The organism is Serratia sp. CY31944, from assembly GCF_052169175.1.
GTDB classification, from domain to species: Bacteria; Pseudomonadota; Gammaproteobacteria; order Enterobacterales; family Enterobacteriaceae; genus Serratia; species Serratia sarumanii.
In genome coordinates, this window is the sequence record NZ_JBJNLG010000011.1 from 58,715 (window position 1) to 77,905 (window position 19,191).

Genomic DNA, 19,191 nt, shown 5'->3' on the forward strand with positions numbered 1-19,191 from the left:
AGGTGTCTGACGCTTACTCATGAGTTTCCGTCGAGATCAACGAGCGAACTGCAACCCGCTGGCAATAGCGTGCTGAACCTGTTCCACTCGCCGGTTCTTAAAGGGACGGAGTTTGCGAATTAAGGCATCAAGTTTTTCAGGTTCCATCCCGTACTTACTGGGGTCGCGCGATGTATTGACCTGAACAAATACATTAAGTGAATGGTCTTCCGCCGTCAGGTGGCGATCTAGAACTTCAGCGGTATGAAAACTGTCGGACGCCTGAAATTCATCCGCAAAGCGGGCAACAAACTTCGCTTTGTTGGACTGCAGGTGTGCAGGTGGCCGATAAATGAATAATGCCGTGCCAGCACAGGCTGATACGGCTTTTCTCATGATCTTATTATGCCCGATGCATTACGCCACTTTGACCCTGGATATACGGCGGCACATATGCTTCCCGGCAGGTATCCAGATAATCCGACCACCACTGCATCATTGCCTTACGGGCTTCCAGATGCTCAGCCTTATGAATGTAAGCCAGGCGTACGGTGTTGCGCTCCTGATGGCTCATCTGACGCTCCACCGCATCCTGCGACCATAAACCGGATTCCTGTAGTGGCACAATATGTGGGGTGCGCATTTTGGCACCGCGCCCGGAATAACACACCAGCAATGGTCTCGCGAGTGGCAGGAATTGTCCAGACCCGGTTTCTGAAATCAATCTCCCACCAGCGGGTGAAACGTAATTCACTGGAGCGAATGAACAGATGCAGCGTCAGCAGGACGGCAAGCCGGGTAAGTTCGCGGCCCCGATGATAACCTTCAACCCTTTCGAGCAACTCAGGAAGCCGTTCCAGCGGCAGGGCGGGATAGTGGCGTCTGACGGGAGGTGTCGTCACGCCGTCAAGGTTTGCCGCCGGGTTGCTGTCGATTAACCCCTGATGTATAGCATGACGCATGATGTTACTGAGGTGCTGCCGCGTGCGGGACGCGACTTCCAGCAGGCCCTTTCCCGCAACCCCTTTCAGCAGCTCAATGAAATGTCGGGGTTTAAGCTCTAAAACTGACAGATGCCCGATGACTGGAAAGATATGCCTGTTCATGCTGGCGAGCAAACGGTCGGCGGTGTTCTGCGACCATTTCTTATTGCTTTTATGCCATGCCAGCGCCACGGTTTTAAACACTTTATCCGGTGTGGAGGGTCCGCGTTCAGCAGCGCGTTGCTGTGTCGGGTTGATGTTCAGCGCCAGCATTTTACGGATACCTTCGCGCTGATGGCGGGCATCAGAGAGGGAGACGGCAGGATAGGCACCCAATGCAATGCGGGATTCTTTACCGTTTATGCGATATTTGAGATACCAGTGACGTGAACCTCCGGGTTTGACCAGAAGATACAGACCGTGGGAATCGGAGACTTTAAAGGGTTTATCAGAAGGTTTGAGAGTGCGAATTTTCGCATCGGTAAGGGACATATGGGGGGCACTTCATTATCGAACTAACCTGACCCCAGATTTGACCACCAATTTTTCCCGATGCGGAGGGTAAAATCAAAATGCACCAGGAAGACTTTTCACGCTAACCTCTTGAATCAACATCAGAAAAGGATTCGTAAGGATGCATGAAAACAGGAAAATGGCTCCTCTGACTGGACTCGAACCAGTGACATACGGATTAACAGTCCGCCGTTCTACCGACTGAACTACAGAGGAATCGTTGGAACGGGGCGAATAATAGCGGGGCGCCTGGGGTTTGTCAAAGCGCTAAACTGCAAAAAAAGCGCGTTTGCTGAGGGAATGAGCACCTTGCGCTGTTTTTCGGCATTTTCCATCGCTATGCGCTGATTTTTGCATCCCAAATCGTTTTGACGTCGTTTGCACAAGCCGTTGCACGGCGATGGTGCAGGGTCACTCTCGCTATCCTGCACCTTCCCTCTTAGCCGTACGGCTTATCCCCCGTTAACCCCGTCAAACGCCGCGCCGCAACTGATATGTAGGATGAATAAGCAAATAATATGTATTCGTCGTCACAATGGCTGGATTTTTGCTTACCCATTTTTGGGGAATGCGACTGCGCTCTCAAGAAAATTATTTTCCCCGTCTACACATAAAGTGAAAGTTCCGCGCCCCAGGGCGTTCCGCTACACCAGTGCTGAGGAAGATAACAATGTCATCGAAATTGATAAAAAGTCCGCTCGCTGCTTTGCTCATCGGTTGTTTAGGTACGGCGTTTTCCGCGCAGGCCGATATCGTCATCGGCGTCGCCGGGCCGTTCTCCGGGCCTAACGCCACCTACGGCGATCAGTATTGGCGCGGCGCTTCTCAGGCGGCGGCGGACATCAACGCCGCCGGCGGCATCAAAGGGGAAAAAATCAAGCTGGTGCAGGGAGATGACGCCTGCGAACCGAAACAGGCGGTCGCGGTCGCCAACCGGCTGGTGGATCAGGAAAAGGTCTCGGCGGTGGTCGGCCACTTCTGCTCCTCTTCCACCATGCCCGCCTCCGAGGTGTATGACGAGGCCGGCATCATTGCCATCACCCCCGGCTCCACCAACCCGCAGATCACCGAGCGCGGCATGAAGACCATGTTCCGTATGTGCGGGCGCGACGATCAGCAGGGCGTGATCGCCACCAACTACATGCTGGACACCCTGAAGGCCAAGCGCATCGCGGTGATCCACGATAAAGACACCTATGGCCAGGGGCTGGCGGACGCGGCGAAGGCGGCGATGAACAAGCGCGGGGTCAAGGAAGTGCTGTATGAGGGGCTGTCGCGCGGCGAGAAAGACTTCAACGCGCTGGTGACCAAGATCGCCTCGGTCAAGCCGGACGTGGTCTACTTCGGCGGCTGCCATCCGGAAGCCGGGCCGCTGGTGCGCCAGATGCGCGAGCAGGGCGTGACCGCCAAGTTCTTCTCCGGCGACTGCGTGGTGACCGAAGAACTGGTGACCGCTGCCGGCGGGCCGCAGTATACCAACGGCGTGCTGATGACCTTCGGCAACGATCCGCGTCAGATCCCGGAAGGCAAGGCGGTGATCGCCAAGTTCCGCGCCAGCGGCTTTGAGCCGGAAGGGTACACCCTCTACTCCTACGCCTCGATCCAGGCGATCGCCGCCGCCTTTAACGCCACCGGCGGCAAAGACAGCGCCAAGGCCGCCGAGTGGCTGAAGTCGCACGACGTTGACACCGTGATGGGCAAAAAAGCCTGGGACCAGAAGGGCGACCTGAAGGTCTCGGACTACGTGGTCTACCAATGGGATGACAAGGGCAAATATCACCAGCTGTAAACGGCCGAACCTTGAAGTTGTAACCCTATGACCGACGGGCTCGCCGCTCTGGCGAGCCCGTTCCGCGATGACCTTTGGGCCGCGTCGGACTGCGTTGGCGGCCTTACCAGGCGAGACTGCTCATTATGGATGTATTCTTTCTGCAACAGCTGATCAACGGCCTGACCCTCGGTGCGGTGTATGGCCTGATCGCCATCGGCTACACCATGGTTTACGGCATCATCGGCATGATCAACTTCGCCCACGGCGAGGTGTACATGATCTCCGCCTACCTGTGCGCCATCGGTTTGGCGCTGCTGTCGTTCTTCGGGCTGCACTCGTTCCCGCTGCTGATCCTCGGCACGCTGGTGTTCACCATCGTCATCACCGGGGTGTACGGCTGGGTGATCGAGCGTATCGCCTACAAGCCGCTGCGCAACTCCACCCGCCTGGCGCCGCTGATCTCCGCCATAGGCATGTCGTTAATCCTGCAAAACTACGCGCAGATAAGCCAAGGGCCGCGCCAGCAGGGCATCCCAACGCTGCTGAGCGGCGTGTTCCGCCTGGAGTTCGACGGCGGCGTGGTGCAAATCACCTACACCAAAGTGTTTATTCTGGTAGCGTCGCTGCTCGGCATGGCGATCCTCACCTACATCATTCAGCGCACCCGGCTGGGGCGCATCTGCCGCGCCACCCAGCAGGATCGCAAAATGGCTTCGATTCTCGGCATCAATACCGATCGGGTGATCTCGCTGGTGTTCGTGATCGGCGCCGCCATGGCCGGGCTGGCCGGGGTGCTGATCACCATGAACTACGGCACCTTCGATTTTTACGTCGGCTTTATCATCGGCATCAAGGCCTTCACCGCCGCGGTGCTGGGCGGCATCGGCTCGCTGCCGGGCGCCATGCTGGGCGGGCTGCTGCTCGGGGTGGCGGAGGCGCAGTTCGCCGGCATGGTGAACTCGGATTACAAGGACGTGTTCTCCTTCGGGTTGCTGGTGGCGATCCTGATCTTCCGTCCGCAGGGCCTGCTCGGCCGGCCGCTGATCGCCAAGGTTTAAGGAGAACGCCATGTCGCAATCCGTGATCCACGGCGGGCTGGACGTTAAACGCAGCCTGCTGGACGCCGTCTTGGCCGGGCTGATCGCCCTGATCGTGTTCGGGCCGATCGTCGGCATCGTGCTGAACGGCTACAGCTTTAACTTCGAACCGCACCGGCTGGTGTGGATTATCGTCGCGGTGATGGCCGGGCGGCTGCTGCTGAGCCTGTTCCTGCAAACCGCGCCGGGGCGCAGGGTGCTGGCGCGCTTCGACGGCGGCAACGACGGCGTCTACGTGCGGCCGCTGGGCTATAAATCCAACCTGCGCTGGCTCCTGCCGCTGATGGCGGCGATCGCGCTGCTGTTCCCGTTCGTCGCCACCAAATACCTGCTGACGGTGGCGATCCTCGGCCTGATCTATGTGCTGCTCGGCCTGGGGCTGAACATCGTGGTCGGGCTGGCGGGGCTGCTCGATCTGGGGTACGTGGCGTTTTACGCCATCGGCGCCTACGGGCTGGCGCTGGGCTATCAGTACCTCGGGCTGGGCTTCTGGGCGATGCTGCCGCTGGGGGCGCTGATGGCGGCGCTGGCCGGCGCGCTGCTGGGCTTTCCGGTGCTGCGCATGCACGGCGACTACCTGGCGATCGTCACGCTGGGGTTCGGCGAGATCATCCGGCTGGTGCTGAACAACTGGATGTCGCTCACCGGCGGGCCGAACGGCGTCTCGGTGCCGGCGCCGACGGTGTTCGGCCTGGAGTTCGGCCGCCGCGCCAAAGACGGCGGGGTGCCGATCCACGAGTTTCTCGGCATCGATTACAACCCCAACCTCAAGTTCATTTTCATCTACGCGGTGCTGTTTTTGGTGGTGCTGCTGGTGCTGTACATCAAGCACCGGCTGACGCGCATGCCGATCGGCCGCGCCTGGGAGGCGCTGCGCGAGGATGAGATCGCCTGTCGCTCTCTCGGGCTGAACCACGTGCTGGTGAAGCTGTCGGCCTTTATGCTGGGCGCCTCCACCGCCGGGCTGGCGGGGGTGTTTTTCGCCACCTATCAGGGCTTCGTCAACCCGACCTCGTTCACCTTCTTCGAGTCGGCGCTGATCCTGGCGATCGTGGTGCTGGGCGGCATGGGCTCCACCCTCGGCGTGGTGCTGGCGGCCTTCGTGCTGACGGTGGCGCCGGAGCTGCTGCGCAGCTTCGCCGAATACCGGGTGCTGCTGTTCGGCATGCTGATGGTGGCGATGATGATCTGGCGGCCGCGCGGGCTGGTGCGCATCAGCCGCGCCAGCTTCGCCGAGCGCAAGGGGGTGGCGCCATGAGCGACGCCATTTTACGGGTGGAGCACCTGATGATGCGCTTTGGCGGCATCAAGGCGCTGAACGACGTCAATCTGGAGGTAGAGCGCGGCTCCATCACCGCCCTGATCGGCCCCAACGGCGCCGGCAAGACCACGGTGTTCAACTGCCTGACCGGCTTTTACCGCGCCAGCGGCGGCGCGATCCTGCTCAATACCCATAAGCGGCCGACCGACGTGATCCAGGTGCTGGGGCAGAAGTTTCGCGCCGGCGACTGGATACGCCCGAAGCGGCTCGGCTCGCGCCTCTATTACAAGATGTTCGGCGGCACTCATTTGGTCAACCGCGCCGGGCTGGCGCGCACCTTCCAGAATATCCGCCTGTTCCGCGAAATGTCGGTAGTCGAGAACCTGCTGGTGGCGCAGCACATGCAGAGCAACCGCAACTTGATCGCCGGGGTGCTGAACATGCCGGGCTACCGCCGGGCGGAGAGCGCCGCGCTGGATCACGCCTTCTACTGGCTGGAGGTGGTGGATCTGGTGGACTGTGCCAACCGGCTGGCGGGGGAGATGTCCTACGGCCAGCAGCGGCGGCTGGAGATCGCGCGCGCCATGTGCACCGCGCCGGAGATGATCTGTCTCGACGAGCCGGCCGCCGGGCTGAACCCGGTGGAAACGGCCACGCTGAGCCGCATCATCCGTTTCCTGCGCCAGCATCACGGCATCACGGTGCTGCTGATCGAGCATGACATGGGCATGGTGATGGAGATCTCCGATCGGGTGATCGTGCTCGATCACGGCGACGTGATCGCCCGCGGCACGCCGCAGGAGATCCAGCACAACGAGGCGGTGATCGCCGCCTACCTGGGCGCGGACGAAGAGGAGCTGGCGGGATGAGCGAAGCGATGCTGGAATTTCGCGAAGTGGACGTGTTTTATGGGCCGATCCAGGCGCTGCGCAAGGTGTCGCTGCAGGTCAACGCCGGAGAGACGGTGGCGCTGATCGGCGCCAACGGCGCGGGCAAGTCCACGCTGTTGATGTCGATCTTCGGCCAGCCGCGCATCGCCGGCGGGCAGATCCTGTTTGGCGGCGAGGACATCAGCCGCCGCTCCACGCACTACGTGGCGGCCGGCGGCATCGCGCAAGCGCCGGAAGGGCGGCGCATCTTTCCGGACATGAGCGTGGAGGAGAACCTGCTGATGGGCACCATCACCGTCGGCAACCGCTATCTGGCGGAGGATCTGCAGCGCATGTTCGAGCTGTTTCCGCGCCTCAAGGAACGGCGCAACCAGCGGGCGATGACCCTGTCCGGCGGCGAGCAGCAGATGCTGGCGATCGCCCGCGCGCTGATGAGCCGGCCGAAGCTGCTGCTGTTGGACGAGCCGAGCCTGGGGCTGGCGCCGATCGTGGTGCGGCAGATCTTCGGCGTGCTGCGCGAGCTGACCCGCAGCGGCATGACGCTGTTTCTGGTGGAGCAGAACGCCAACCACGCGCTGAAGCTGTCCGATCGCGGTTATGTGATGGTCAACGGCCAGATCCGCCTCACCGGCAGCGGCCAGGAGCTGTTGAACGATCCGGAGGTGAGAAAGGCCTATCTGGGCGGCGGCTGAACGCCGCCCACGGGCAGGGAGGCCCGCAGTCATCTCTCGGTGGCGTGACGTTCTTGATCATCGTAGTGCGAGCGGGCCGCCCTGAAGGCATCGGCGGAGGCGATAATCCACGACCAGAGCGGCAGCATGTTGAGCAGCATCTCTTCCCCCGCGTCGGTGATGGTGTAAACCACGCGGGGCAGCTTTTCCTGATAATCGCAGCGCGATATCAACCCGTCCCGCTCGAGATGGCGCAGCGTCCGCGTCAGCATTCTCTGCGTCACGCCCGCTAATTGGCGGCCTATTTCGCCGTGGCGCAGCGGCCCGTGGGTGCTCAGGATATGCAATACCCCCAGCGACCAACGGTTGCCTGCATGCGCGAGGACCTCACGCTTCAACCCTTCATCGTCGTCGCTCAATTCTTCACAGAACGCCTGCGAAAATTGCAACAGCGCTTCCCGATCGCTCGTCATATTCATCTCCAGTATCACGCGTGTACCTAATTGAACCCGTTTTTGTCAGCTGTCAGGATGACGCAGTGTCAAGACAGGAGGCAAGAATGAAATCCACAAATCCATCCATCAATACCGTGCTCATACTCGGCGCCGGTGAACTGGGGCTGCCGGTATTGCGCGCGATGAGCCGGCAGGCCCGGTTACACCACGCTTTAAAAATCAGCGTGCTCCTCCGGCCGGAGGCCGCTCGCGCCGTCACCGGCCCGCATCGGGCGCGGCGGGATGCGCTGGCGCGGCTCGGTATCGCTGTAGTGGAAGGCGATCTGCAGCAAAACAGCGTGGATGAGCTGAGCGCGCTGCTGCGTTGCTTTGACGCGGTGATCAACTGCAGCGGCTTTGTCGGCGGGGCGGGCACGCAGATAAAGATCACCTGGGCCGTTTTGCAGGCGGGCGTGGCGCGTTACTTCCCGTGGCAGTTCGGCGTGGACTACGATGTTGTCGGCACAGGCAGCGGGCAACAGGTGTGGGATGAACAGCTCGAAGTGCGCCATCTGCTGCGTGCGCAGAAGGCGACGGAGTGGGTGATTGTTTCCACGGGTATTTTCACCAGCTACCTGTTTGACTCGGGTTTTGGCGTGGTGGATGCGGCAACCAAAACGGTGCGCGCGCTGGGCGACTGGGGCTACGCGGTGACGCTGACCACCCCCGAGGACATTGGCCGGCTGACGGCCGCGATTTTTTTCCATCGGCCCGCGTTTCGCAACCAGGTGGTCTATATCGCCGGGGACACGCTGACCTACCGCGAGCTTGCCGATGTCATGCAGGCGCACTGGGGCGTAGAGGTCAACAGAGTCCTGTTGGACAAAGAGCGGCTGCAGGAGGAGGCGCGGAACCATCCGCGTGACGTCGGCGCCAAATACCGGCTGGCTTTCGCCCGGCCCGACGGCGTGGCCTGGGATAAGGCGAAAACCTTCAATGCGCGCCAGGGCATAGCCACCACCACCACCGAGCAGTGGCTGGCGCAGCAATGCCCGACCTCTCAGGACGGTTAAGCGCCTGAGCGCCGCAGTCAGAACTGTTTCTGCATCCAGCGCACGTTCAGCCGCACCAGGGCGATGATGGCGCTGGAGAGCAGCCGCAGCCCGCCGGGCATGTCGCGGCGGCGGATGTCCAGCAGCAGCACGGTGCGCACCTGCGGGCTGTCGTTCCACACTTCGTGTTCGAAGGTGTCGTCCCACAGCATGAACTCCCCCTCGTGCAGCCGGTATTCGCGGCCGTCCACTTTCAGCACCGCCGCCGGCGCGCCGTCGGCGCGTTTGGGCATGTCCAGCACCAGATAGCCGCGCAGAATGCCGCGAAACGGCCCGCGGTGGGGCGGCACCTGCTTGCCGGGCGCCAGGAAAGAGAGCGAGGCGGACAGCACGTCCGGCGACGAGGCGATCAGCGCCGCCAGCGTCGGGCAGCGCGCCAGGTTGCGGGCGATTGGCTGGCCGTAGGCCTTCATGATGAACATGCGCCAGTCGCGCGCGTCGTTGGCGGAAATCGACGCCTGCTGGATCATGATCTCGTGAAAGCGGGGAATATTGTGCAGATCGTGGGCTACGGTCAGCGCCTCTTCGCGGATCTGCCGCCATTGGGCGGTGAAACGTTCGGCGTCGGGGAACAGCGCGGCGCTGTCGAGCACCGGCTTGCCCTGAATGCGGCGATCGTAAACATTGCGCAATGCGAGCACGGACCAATCATAAATCGCGGACATAATGACCTCGCCTCAGAAAACGCCAAATGGACACTGCGCGCGGTTCTTCGGCGCGGCGCGTCGTCTGCGGCGGCCGGAGGGGAAGAGCGGCAGGAAAAATTGGTACGCTTCAATAGATTAGCACAGCATTTGTGCAACCGTGTGTCTGCGAATGTGTCGAAATGCGGCGAAAAAAACCACACAATTAAAGTGTGACGCGTATCGCATTTAGCGGGCCGGTTGGTTAAAATATCGCTACTTGCCCGCACCTGTCCGGATTTTGTTTACCATGGAACACGCTGCCGTTTCGCGCTCAACCGCCTGGTTGCGCGTGGTTATCCTCGCCGTCTCGGCCTTTATCTTCAACACCACCGAATTTATTCCGGTCGGTCTGCTGAGCGACATCGCCGCCAGCTTCTCGATGCAAACCGAACAGGTGGGCCTGATCATCACCATCTACGCCTGGATCGTCGCCGCCGCCTCATTGGCGTGCATGCTGCTGACCAGCAAAATTGAGCGCCGCAAGCTGCTGATCGGCGTGTTCATGCTGTTTATCGCCAGCCACGTGCTGACCGCCGTGGCCTGGAACTTCACCACGCTGGTCATCTCGCGTGCCGGCGTGGCGCTGGCGCACTCGGTGTTCTGGTCGATCACCGCTTCGCTGGCGATCCGCGTGGCGCCGCCGGGCAAGAAAGCCCAGGCGCTGAGCCTGCTGGCGGGCGGCACCGCGCTGGCGATGGTGCTCGGGCTGCCGCTCGGGCGGGTGGTGGGGCAGCTGCTCGGCTGGCGCATGACCTTTATCGGCATCGCGGTGTGCGCCACCCTGGCGCTGGTGCTGCTGTGGCGCCTGCTGCCGGTGCTGAAAAGCGAGCACTCCGGTTCGCTGGCCAGCGTGCCGCTGCTGTTCAAACGCCCGGCGCTGCTGGCGCTGTACATGCTGACCGTCATCGTGGTGACGGCGCACTTCACCGCCTACAGCTACATCGAGCCGTTTATCCAGACCGTGGCCGGGCTGTCGGAGAACTTCACCACGCTGATGCTGCTGCTGTTCGGCGCCGCCGGCATCGTCGGCAGCCTGCTGTTCAGCCGCTACAGCGAGCGTTTTCCTTCCGGCTTCTTTATCGGCGCCATCGCGCTGCTGGCCTTGAGCCTGCTGCTGTTGTTGCCGGCCGCCGGCAGCGAAAGCCACCTGACGGTGCTGTGCATCTTCTGGGGCATGGCGATCATGGCCATCGGCCTGTCGATGCAGGCCAAAGTGCTGAGCCTGGCGCCGGACGCCACCGACGTGGCGATGGCGATCTTCTCCGGCCTGTACAACTTCGGCATCGGCAGCGGCGCGCTGCTGGGCAACCAGGTAAGCCTGCATCTGGGCATGGGCAACATCGGCTTCGTCGCCGCGCCGCTGGCGCTGATCGCCCTCGGCTGGTGCCTGCTGAGCTTCTACCGCAGCGAACGGCTGCAGCAGCACCCCAGCCGTTAAGCCACCGATTCGGGATGCCGCAGCGGCATCCCGCGTTGCACTTTCCTGCTATAAAACAGGCTGCTGCAGCGTTTTATGCTTAACTTTTTTTCATAGTCTGCTAATTAAAAATTTAACTCCGACGCCGCTTCGCTAGCATAGAAAGTCATCAAAAATGTTAATGCGAGGTTAACGGTGAGTGACTCTGTAGCGGCGTCGCCGATCCATGCGCGGGATTTGGCGGCCAGAATCGACGCCTTGCCCGCGTCGGCCGGCCTGTGGCGCTTTATCATTCTGCTGTCGCTGGGCGGCTTTTTCGAACTCTACGATCTGTTCCAGACCGGCTATATCAGCACCGGCCTTATCGCCGACGGCATTTTCCACACCGGCGCGCAGGGCGTCTTCGGCGTGTCGGACCAGGCGGCCTTCGCCTCCGCCACCTTTCTTGGCCTGTTCGTCGGCGCCAGCCTGCTGAGCCCGTACGCCGATCGCTTCGGCCGCCGCGCCACCTTCATGTTCGCCCTGATCTGGTATGGCGCCTTCTCGCTGCTGCTGGCGTTTCAACAGCAGGCGGAGTGGGTGATCTTTCTGCGCTTTCTGGTGGGCGTCGGGCTTGGCATTGAGCTGGTGACCATCGATACCTACCTGACGGAGTGGGTGCCCGCGCATCTGCGCACCCGGGCTTTCGCCTTCGCGTTCTTCGTGCAGTTCCTGTCGGTGCCGGCGGTGGCGCTGATGTCCTGGTGGCTGGTGCCGCAGACGATTTGGGGCCTGAGCGGCTGGCGCTATGTAGTGATCGCCGGCGCGCTGGCCTCGCTGGTGATCTGGCTGGTGCGCAAGGGGCTGCCGGAGTCGCCGCGCTGGCTGGTGCAGCAGCGGCGCTATGTGCAGGCCCGGCAGGTGATGCGGGATATGGAACGGCGCTGCGGCGTGGCGGCTACGGACTTCCCGTCGCGCCCGGTGGACGATGCCGAGGGGGCACCGCTGCGCGGCCGCTTTCGCGACATCTGGGCGCCGCAGTATCGCGATCGCACGCTGATGCTGGTGGTGATGAATTTCTTTCAGGCCATCGGCTTCTTCGGCTTCGGCAACTGGTTGCCTGCGCTGCTGTCGGGCAAGGGCGCATCGGTCACCCACAGCCTGCTGTACGCTTTCTTCATCACGCTGGCCTACCCGCTGGGCTCGCTGCTGTGCAGCTTCTACGCCGACAAGATGGAGAATAAGTGGCAGATCGTGTTGTCTTGCCTGGTGACGGTGGTCTTCGGCTCGCTGTTCGCGCTGCAGAACAACCCGCTGTGGCTGATCCTGTGCGGCTTCTTCATCACCTGGTCCAACGCCTGGCTGACCTACAGCTACCACTCCTATCAATCCGAGATCTTCCCGACCCATATTCGCGCCCGCGCCGTCGGTTTTTGCTACTCCTTCAGCCGGCTGTCGACGGTGTTCAGCAGCATTATCATCGGCATTATCCTGCAGTACGGCGGCTCGCTGGGGGTGATCGCGTTTATCGTCGCCAGCATGCTGATCGTGATGCTGGTGATCGGGCTGTTCGGCCCGAAAACGCGCGGTATCGATCTGGAAAACATCTGACGTTTTGCGCCGGCGGCGACGCCGGCCTCTTCAGCAAAAAAACTCGCGATCATGCGAAAATTATTCCGTTATCACTGCCTTTGCGCCTGCCGTACTGTTACCCGGTACAAAATCCAATTCAATACCGAGCGGGGAACACGTCATGAGCATCCTCACCGCGCCCGATGGCGCGCGCATTTTCTATAAGGATTGGGGCCGCGGCCAGCCGATCCTGTTCTCCCACGGTTGGCCGCTGTCCGCCGATGCCTGGGACAACCAGCTGCTGTTTTTCGGCCAGAGCGGGTTCCGGGTGATCGCCCACGATCGCCGCGGCCACGGCCGTTCCGATCAGACCTGGCACGGCAACGACATCAACCAATACGCCGACGATCTGGCTCTGCTGATCGAAACGCTGGATCTGCGCGATCTGATCCTGGTCGGCCACGCCATCGGCGGCGGCGAAGTGGCGCGCTACATCGGCCGCCACGGCAGCGATCGGGTGGCGAAAGTGGTGCTGGTGGGCGCCGTGCCGCCGCTGATGCTGCAAACGCCGGTCAACCCGGAAGGCACACCGATGGCGGCCTTCGACGGCATTCGCAGCGGCGTGGCGGGCAACCGCTCGCAGTTCTTCAAAGATCTGGCGGTGCCGTTCTACGGTCTCCACTGCGACGAGGTGGAGAGCAATGCGGGGCTGATCGACCACTTCTGGCTGATGGGCATGCAGGGCGGCATGAAAGGGCAGTACGACGGCGTGAGCGCGTTCTCCGAAGTGGACTTCACCGCCGATCTGCTGGCGATCGACAGGCCGACGCTGTTGGTACACGGCGACGCCGATCGGATCGTGCCGATCGGCGCCTCGGCGCTGAAAGCCGCTAAGCTTATGCAACAGGCGGAGCTGAATGTTTACGCCGACGGCGCTCACGGCTTGGCGCAGGTCGATCCCGATCGCTTCAACGCCGATCTGCTGGCCTTTATCCAGAATTCGCCGTTTTAAGGGGGCACGATGAACCTGACTGCTATCGCCGCCCGCTGCGCGCAGCGGCTGCATGCGCCCGCGGTGCGCTGGCTGCTGCTGCTCGCCATTTGCGCCGCCTACATTCAGGGCGGATTGGTCAAGGCGCTGAACGTCGAAGGCGCCATCGCCGAGATGACCCATTTCGGCCTGCAGCCGGCGGCGCTGTTCGCCGTGCTGGTGACGCTGCTGGAACTGGCGGCGTCGGCGCTGATCCTGAGCGGCTTTTACCGCTGGCTCGGCGCGTTGGCGCTGGCCGGTTTCACCCTGATGGCGACGCTGATGGCCAATCCGTTCTGGCAGTTCGACGGGGCGGAACGCGGCCAGATGATGAACGGATTTTTTGAACACCTTGGGCTGGCCGGCGCGCTGTTGCTGGTGGCATTTAACGATTTGAAGGAGCGAACGGATGGCTGAACAGGCGGACAACAAGGCGGCGGCGGGCGGCTTCGCGCCGCTGAAAATCCCCTTATTTGCGGTGCTGTGGGGCGCCACGGTGCTCGGCAACGTCGGTAGCTTTATGCGCGACGTCGCCAGCTCGTGGCTGATCACCGATCTGTCGAGCAACCCTTCGGCGGTGGCGCTGATGCAGACCGCCGCCACGCTGCCGGTGTTCCTGCTGGCGATCCCGGCCGGGGTGCTGTCGGACATCCTCGATCGGCGGCGCTTTCTGATCTTCGTGCAAATTCTGCTGGCCTGCGTCAGCGGCAGCCTGCTGGTGCTGTCGCAGACCGGTGCGCTGACGGTGGAATACCTGCTGGCGCTGACCTTCGTCGGCGGCATCGGCGCGGCGCTGATGGGGCCGACCTGGCAGGCGATCGTGCCGGAGCTGGTGCCGCGCGCCGAGCTGAAAAACGCCGTGGCGCTGAACTCGCTGGGCATCAACATCGCCCGCTCCATCGGCCCGGCGGCCGGCGGCCTGCTGCTGGCCAGCTTCGGCGCCGGCGCGGCCTACGGCGCGGACGTGATGAGCTATGTGCTGGTGATCGCGGCGCTGCTGTGGTGGAAGCGGCCGAAGGCCGAGGACAGCGGCCTGTCGGAACACTTCTTCGGCGCCTTCCGCGCCGGCCTGCGCTATGCCCGTTCCAGCCGCGAGCTGCACGTGGTGCTGCTGCGGGCGGCGGTGTTCTTCGCCTTCTCCAGCTCGGTCTGGGCGCTGCTGCCGCTGGTGGCGCGCCGCATGCTGGGCGGCAGCGCCGGCTTTTACGGTGTTCTGCTGGGGGCGGTAGGCGCCGGGGCGATCCTCGGGGCGATCGCGCTGCCGCGCCTGCGCCAGCGGCTCAACGCCGACGGGCTGGTGCTGCTGGCGGCGGTGCTCACCGCCGTGGTGATGGCGGCTCTGTCACTGGCGCCGCCGCAGTGGCTGGCGGTGGTGCTGCTGTTGGTGCTGGGCGCAGGCTGGATTATCGCGCTGACCACGCTCAACGGCGCGGCGCAGGGTGTGCTGCCCAACTGGGTGCGCGGCCGCGGCCTGGCCATCTACCTGATGGTGTTCAACGGCGCGATGGCGGCGGGCAGCCTGCTGTGGGGGCTGGTGGCGCAGGAGCTGGGCGTGCCCGCCACGCTGCTGGTCGGCGGCGTCGGCCTGCTGGCGGCGGGGCTGCTGTTCCATCGCCTGCGTCTGCCGACCGGCGAAGCCGATCTGCAGCCGTCGAACCATTGGCCGGAGCCGCTGGTCAACACGCCGGTTGAGAACGATCGCGGCCCGGTGATGATTCAGGTGGAGTACCGCATCCGCGAACAGGATCGGCCGCAGTTCTTGCGCACGCTGCTGATGCTGGAGCGGGCGCGTCGCCGCGACGGCGCTTACGCCTGGGGCATTACCGAGCACACCGGCGATCCGGAATGCATCATGGAGTGGTTCCTGGTGGAGTCCTGGGCGGAGCACCTGCGGCAGCACCAGCGGGTGTCGCACGCCGACGCCGATCTGCAGCAGGAGGCGCTGCGCTTCCACATCGGGCCGGAGAAACCGGTGGTGCATCACTTCCTGTCGCTCGACCGGCATCAGGTGAAGCATTAACTGCACGGCCAGGCGGTGAGAAGGTGCTATGCTTTTGGTCGGTTCGGCGGCGCGGTCGCCGTAAGACGAATGTAGTCAGCACAGGGAGACACATTGATGACGGCACCTTCTGCTTTTGCCCGCGAGCTTGGGCTGCGCTATCCGATCGTTCAGGGGCCGATGAACGGCGCGTCGCCGCCGGCATTGGCGGTGGCGGTGAGCAACGCCGGGGCGCTGGGCTCGTGCGCGGCGGCGCTGTTTTCACCGGCGGTGATCCTCGAACGCGTGCAGCAGATCCGCGCGCAGACCGCCGCGCCGTTCAACATCAATCTGTTTCTGCTCGATGAGCAGCACCCGGATCTCGCCGAGCTCAAGCGCGCCCAGCACCTGCTGCGGCCGTTCCGCGAAGCGCTGGGGCTGAGCGAGCCGCCGATCCCCACCCAATTCGCCGAAAACAACCGTGACCAGATCGCGGCCTTGCTGGAGGCGGCGCCGCCGGTGGCCAGCTTCACCTTCGGCGTGCTGCCGCGCGCCACGGTCACGCAGTTCAAGAAGGCCGGCTCGCGGGTGATCGGCACCGCCACCACGGTGGCGGAAGCCCGCGCCTGGGAAGAGGCGGGCGCCGACTTCGTTTGCGTCTCGGGCGCGGAGGCGGGCGGCCACCGCCCGACTTTCCTTGGCGACATCGAACAATCCTGCGTCGGCCTGATGGCCCTGCTGCCGCAGGTGGTGGCGGCGGTGAAGATCCCGGTGATCGCCGCGGGCGGTATCATGAACGGGCGCGGCATCGCGGCGGCGCAATTGCTGGGCGCGAAGGCGGCGCAGCTGGGCACCGCGTTCCTGTGCAGCCCGGAGTCGGGCATCGCCGAAGCCTGGCGGGCGGCGCTGCGCAACGCCGGTGATGACAGCACGCGCCTGACGCGCGCCTTCAGCGGCCGCCCGGCGCGCGGCATCGTCAATGATTTCATGCGCCAGATGCGCGCGGAAGAGGCGCAGATCCTGCCTTATCCGGTGCAGAACGCGCTCACCGGCGATATCCGCCAGGCGGCGGCCAAGGCCGGTCGTGGAGATTTTATGTCGCTGTGGGCTGGGCAGGGCGTGGGCCTGGCGCGGCCGATGCCGGCGGCGGAGCTGGTCGCCACCCTGGCGGCGGAACTGGAGGCGGTGTGAGCTCGTCTGCGCGATTTGGGGGGAGCAACGGAGCCAAAACCGTTGTTTTCTGCCCCAGGGCTGGGCTGAAAACCAATCTGGCGTGGAATTAGCCATCAACGAAAACGTCCAATAAACTCTCGTTTGTTGGACGTTGCTTAAAACGCACTTATGGAAGGCACTGGTAATTACTCAATACCGTATTTTTTCTCGGTTACGAATGCGGGTTCTTTCCAGTTTGGACCTCTTTTATAGCCACCTTTTCCATTAGATGATACATCCCCTTTTTCTCGCATACTTTTCACTAATGAAATCAGTTCAATGTTTGATATACGTTTATTACCATACATAGTGCAATACCCATCTAATTGAGGATGGGATATCCCGTTTTCTTTTCGTCCCGACAAGAATAAAACTATGTCTCGGATTTGTTCATTTTCAAACATAGGTTTAAAATCAATCATATATAACCTCTAGATTTATTCATCACCAGCTTTTAATGCTTCTGGTGTATATAACAGAGAGCGATCGCTACTTAATTTGTAATCTTCCAACGTCGCCGTATGAGTGTTATTCCATGTAGCACCATCGTCATCAGGTGATATTCCATCAGGAACACCAACTGCTCTATAACGCTCCAATTCCCTGATTTCGTGGGTGTAAAAACGCTTGTCGGTATCGGTGGGCTGTACTTCTCCCTTCAGGATTTTTTCCAGGCGGTCAATCATCACCTTGTTATCGGGAGATTCGCCAAACCGCCCGGTATGCAGCTTCACCTTGTCCACGCCGGCGCGGTCAATGGTGGCGGTTTTCCAGTCCAGATTCTGAATTGGGCCACCGGCCTTGTCCGTGTTGTAGTCGCGACCACTGTATTGCCCTTTAGCGTTGGTTTCACCATAGATACCACTGAGCATGACATAGACAGGCTCAACACCGGTTCCCGTTGCATCAGGCTGCCAGTAGATAAAATCCTGCAGTGGCATGTCATCTGCAGGGAACGTCGTCGTGACGATACTGTCGGCCTGCTTTATCTCCGTACCGGTATGCACCGGCGTTACCGGCGCTGCAGGCGCAGGATTGCCGGTATGCCACGGACCCGACGGGGCGGTGCCCGGGTTTATCAAAATGGTTCGCCCCGGCGCACCGGCAACCGCCGGCAAGGTTATCCGGTCCAGGCCGGTTTTTTCATCGCGAACCGGCCGATACACCGGCACGGTAGCGGAGACGCCGCCCGTTCCTGTTTTGACCAGTATTACCTCTTGCTGACCGCTATTCCCTCTGCGAATAAACCCGCGCACCGGTAAATCGACCGTGGTCATTTCCGGCTGAATCGGTGTTTTCCCTGCGGCAACCAGGCTGGCCGGAACGGTAAACATCTGTGTTAAATCACGACCCAGCAATTTATCAATATCGCTCTGACTTTCACCGGCTTTCCCCGGCCAGAATCCGACAACGAAGGCGCCGACTGCCGGAGCTACCGCACTGAGCGTGGTAGCCCGGGAAACTTCGACGGCGCCGCGCCACACTCCACCGGATACCCAGCCGGCCAGCTCACTGGCGCTGGTCATCACGCTGTTGATCCATGTTGATAATTGTACCATACCGCCCGAGCGGTTGAGCACCATGACCCCGGCCGTGGCCATCGCGGCATTGGCCGCTTTTATCATGCCGGATGTATAGACCGGGGAGTCCAGTACGCCGGCTTTGGCGAACAGCGCTTTCCGTGCTGCTTCAGCTTTGCGGGCTTCTTCAGCCTTACGGGCCTCTTCGGCTTTGCGAGCTTCTTCAGCTCGACGGGCTTCCTCTGCCTTACGGGCCTCTTCGGCTTTGCGGGCTTCTTCCGCTCGACGGGCTTCCTCTGCCTTGCGAGCTTCCTCAGCTTTGCGGACTTCCTCTTCCTTCTCACGCTGTTCATTTTCTAAATGTTCAATGTTTTGTTTAGCTGTGTCAATTTCTGACTGTATTCTCTTCTCTTCTTCCAGTTTTTTACCCATTTCCTTTCTGTTTAATGATTGCTGTTCCCTAACCCAGGAGGTGGGCTTTTCTCTAGAGAAGAACCAGTCTTCATTATTTAGCTTTAAATATTCCTGATGTACTTTTCGTTTATTAGCTTCATTTCGAAGAATGGTAAGGCGTTCTTTACTTACCTTTAACTTGCTAATAATTACTTTTAGGTTTGCTTTCTCGAACTCAGTCAGTTGACTACTTTCAGCTTTCTTGCTTAATGCGTCAATATCCTTTTGAATTTCTTTAATTTGGTTGTCAATTTCATTTGCTTTATTAGCTGCAAACTGAATGGCTGTATCTGAATCCTCACGGTAACTCTCTTTTGCTTCATTACTGAATGGCGTGATATCATCATCTTCAGGACCAAAAGCACTTATCGGTTTATTAATATCGGAAATTTTTTGATCCCAGATATGGGTAATATTACTCAATTCCTTCTGTCTATCAGGTAAACCCTCGCCAACCCATGCTTCTACAACCATATTGCTATCTGATAAGTCAAACCCTCGTTGCCACCCATGTCCATTCCAGTTGTATCCCATTGAAGTCATTACATCGCGTTCATACTGCGTTGTATCTTCATATCGTGTCATAATCCGATCCCTCTTCAAATAGAACGATGTAATCGACGCGCTGCCGAG

Annotated in this window: 17 protein-coding genes, 1 tRNA gene and 1 pseudogene; 12 read left to right on the top strand and 7 right to left on the bottom strand. The window is 61.2% G+C overall.

Features of this window, described 5'->3' with window-relative positions; translation table 11 throughout:
* Window positions 1-36: 36 nt before the first annotated feature.
* From ACJ8IN_RS13040 to ACJ8IN_RS13050, 3 genes and pseudogenes are all read right to left on the bottom strand, one after another.
* Window positions 37-375: a hypothetical protein gene (locus ACJ8IN_RS13040; protein ID WP_176454064.1), complete on the bottom strand. Its 339-nt coding sequence runs from the start codon at window positions 373-375 to the stop codon at window positions 37-39.
* Between the two features lie 7 nt (window positions 376-382).
* Window positions 383-1,454 (bottom strand): annotated as a pseudogene (locus ACJ8IN_RS13045) (tyrosine-type recombinase/integrase).
* Between the two features lie 161 nt (window positions 1,455-1,615).
* Window positions 1,616-1,691, bottom strand: a tRNA-Asn gene (locus ACJ8IN_RS13050).
* Window positions 1,692-2,145: 454 nt separating this feature from the next.
* Here ACJ8IN_RS13050 and ACJ8IN_RS13055 point away from each other — a divergent pair.
* From ACJ8IN_RS13055 to ACJ8IN_RS13075, 5 genes are all read left to right on the top strand, one after another.
* The gene (locus ACJ8IN_RS13055) at window positions 2,146-3,264 is read left to right on the top strand and encodes a branched-chain amino acid ABC transporter substrate-binding protein (protein ID WP_033647954.1); all 1,119 of its coding nucleotides are present in this window, start codon (window positions 2,146-2,148) and stop codon (window positions 3,262-3,264) included.
* A 125-nt stretch (window positions 3,265-3,389) separates the two neighbouring features.
* Entirely contained in the window at window positions 3,390-4,304 is a 915-nt protein-coding gene (locus ACJ8IN_RS13060) for an ABC transporter permease subunit (protein WP_004928592.1), read from the top strand.
* Window positions 4,305-4,314: 10 nt separating this feature from the next.
* On the top strand, window positions 4,315-5,601 hold the full coding sequence (gene livM, locus ACJ8IN_RS13065; protein ID WP_060422542.1) for a high-affinity branched-chain amino acid ABC transporter permease LivM: 1,287 nt from the start codon (window positions 4,315-4,317) through the stop codon (window positions 5,599-5,601).
* Entirely contained in the window at window positions 5,598-6,473 is an 876-nt protein-coding gene (locus tag ACJ8IN_RS13070; RefSeq protein ID WP_308325891.1) for an ABC transporter ATP-binding protein, read from the top strand. Before livM ends, ACJ8IN_RS13070 begins: the two co-directional genes overlap by 4 nt.
* Window positions 6,470-7,186, top strand: a complete 717-nt coding sequence (locus ACJ8IN_RS13075) for an ABC transporter ATP-binding protein (protein WP_033647952.1) — start codon at window positions 6,470-6,472, stop codon at window positions 7,184-7,186. The genes ACJ8IN_RS13070 and ACJ8IN_RS13075 overlap by 4 nt, the downstream gene beginning before the upstream one ends.
* Before the next feature lie 29 nt (window positions 7,187-7,215).
* On the opposite strand, the gene ACJ8IN_RS13080 is transcribed toward ACJ8IN_RS13075, so the two are convergent.
* Window positions 7,216-7,638 carry a winged helix-turn-helix transcriptional regulator gene (locus ACJ8IN_RS13080; protein WP_308325890.1) on the bottom strand — a complete coding sequence of 141 codons (423 nt, stop codon included), beginning with the start codon at window positions 7,636-7,638 and terminating at the stop codon, window positions 7,216-7,218.
* Window positions 7,639-7,724: 86 nt separating this feature from the next.
* On the opposite strand from ACJ8IN_RS13080, the gene ACJ8IN_RS13085 reads away from it, so the two are divergent.
* The gene (locus tag ACJ8IN_RS13085) at window positions 7,725-8,672 is read left to right on the top strand and encodes an aromatic alcohol reductase (protein WP_308325889.1); all 948 of its coding nucleotides are present in this window, start codon (window positions 7,725-7,727) and stop codon (window positions 8,670-8,672) included.
* A 17-nt stretch (window positions 8,673-8,689) separates the two neighbouring features.
* On the opposite strand, the gene ACJ8IN_RS13090 is transcribed toward ACJ8IN_RS13085, so the two are convergent.
* Window positions 8,690-9,376: an aspartyl/asparaginyl beta-hydroxylase domain-containing protein gene (locus tag ACJ8IN_RS13090; protein ID WP_033654946.1), complete on the bottom strand. Its 687-nt coding sequence runs from the start codon at window positions 9,374-9,376 to the stop codon at window positions 8,690-8,692.
* Window positions 9,377-9,644: 268 nt separating this feature from the next.
* Here ACJ8IN_RS13090 and ACJ8IN_RS13095 point away from each other — a divergent pair, with 268 nt between their 5' ends.
* From ACJ8IN_RS13095 to ACJ8IN_RS13120, 6 genes are all read left to right on the top strand, one after another.
* Window positions 9,645-10,835, top strand: a complete 1,191-nt coding sequence (locus tag ACJ8IN_RS13095; RefSeq protein WP_033654945.1) for a sugar transporter — start codon at window positions 9,645-9,647, stop codon at window positions 10,833-10,835.
* A 174-nt stretch (window positions 10,836-11,009) separates the two neighbouring features.
* A complete protein-coding gene (locus tag ACJ8IN_RS13100) occupies window positions 11,010-12,404 on the top strand; it encodes an MFS transporter (RefSeq protein WP_170943483.1) in 1,395 nt (464 codons plus the stop codon).
* 142 nt (window positions 12,405-12,546) lie between these two features.
* A complete protein-coding gene (locus ACJ8IN_RS13105) occupies window positions 12,547-13,377 on the top strand; it encodes an alpha/beta fold hydrolase (protein WP_043147685.1) in 831 nt (276 codons plus the stop codon).
* A 9-nt stretch (window positions 13,378-13,386) separates the two neighbouring features.
* Window positions 13,387-13,812 carry a DoxX family protein gene (locus ACJ8IN_RS13110; protein WP_033639880.1) on the top strand — a complete coding sequence of 142 codons (426 nt, stop codon included), beginning with the start codon at window positions 13,387-13,389 and terminating at the stop codon, window positions 13,810-13,812.
* Window positions 13,805-15,415, top strand: coding sequence for an MFS transporter (locus tag ACJ8IN_RS13115; RefSeq protein WP_060422536.1), 1,611 nt, complete (start codon window positions 13,805-13,807; stop codon window positions 15,413-15,415). Before ACJ8IN_RS13110 ends, ACJ8IN_RS13115 begins: the two co-directional genes overlap by 8 nt.
* 96 nt (window positions 15,416-15,511) lie before the next feature.
* Window positions 15,512-16,564, top strand: coding sequence for an NAD(P)H-dependent flavin oxidoreductase (locus tag ACJ8IN_RS13120; protein WP_308325888.1), 1,053 nt, complete (start codon window positions 15,512-15,514; stop codon window positions 16,562-16,564).
* 167 nt (window positions 16,565-16,731) lie between these two features.
* On the opposite strand, the gene ACJ8IN_RS13125 is transcribed toward ACJ8IN_RS13120, so the two are convergent.
* Both ACJ8IN_RS13125 and ACJ8IN_RS13130 read right to left on the bottom strand, forming a co-directional pair.
* Window positions 16,732-17,007: a hypothetical protein gene (locus ACJ8IN_RS13125; protein WP_071796825.1), complete on the bottom strand. Its 276-nt coding sequence runs from the start codon at window positions 17,005-17,007 to the stop codon at window positions 16,732-16,734.
* Between the two features lie 15 nt (window positions 17,008-17,022).
* Window positions 17,023-19,143, bottom strand: coding sequence for an S-type pyocin domain-containing protein (locus tag ACJ8IN_RS13130; protein ID WP_308325887.1), 2,121 nt, complete (start codon window positions 19,141-19,143; stop codon window positions 17,023-17,025).
* Between the last annotated feature and the right edge of the window lie 48 nt (window positions 19,144-19,191).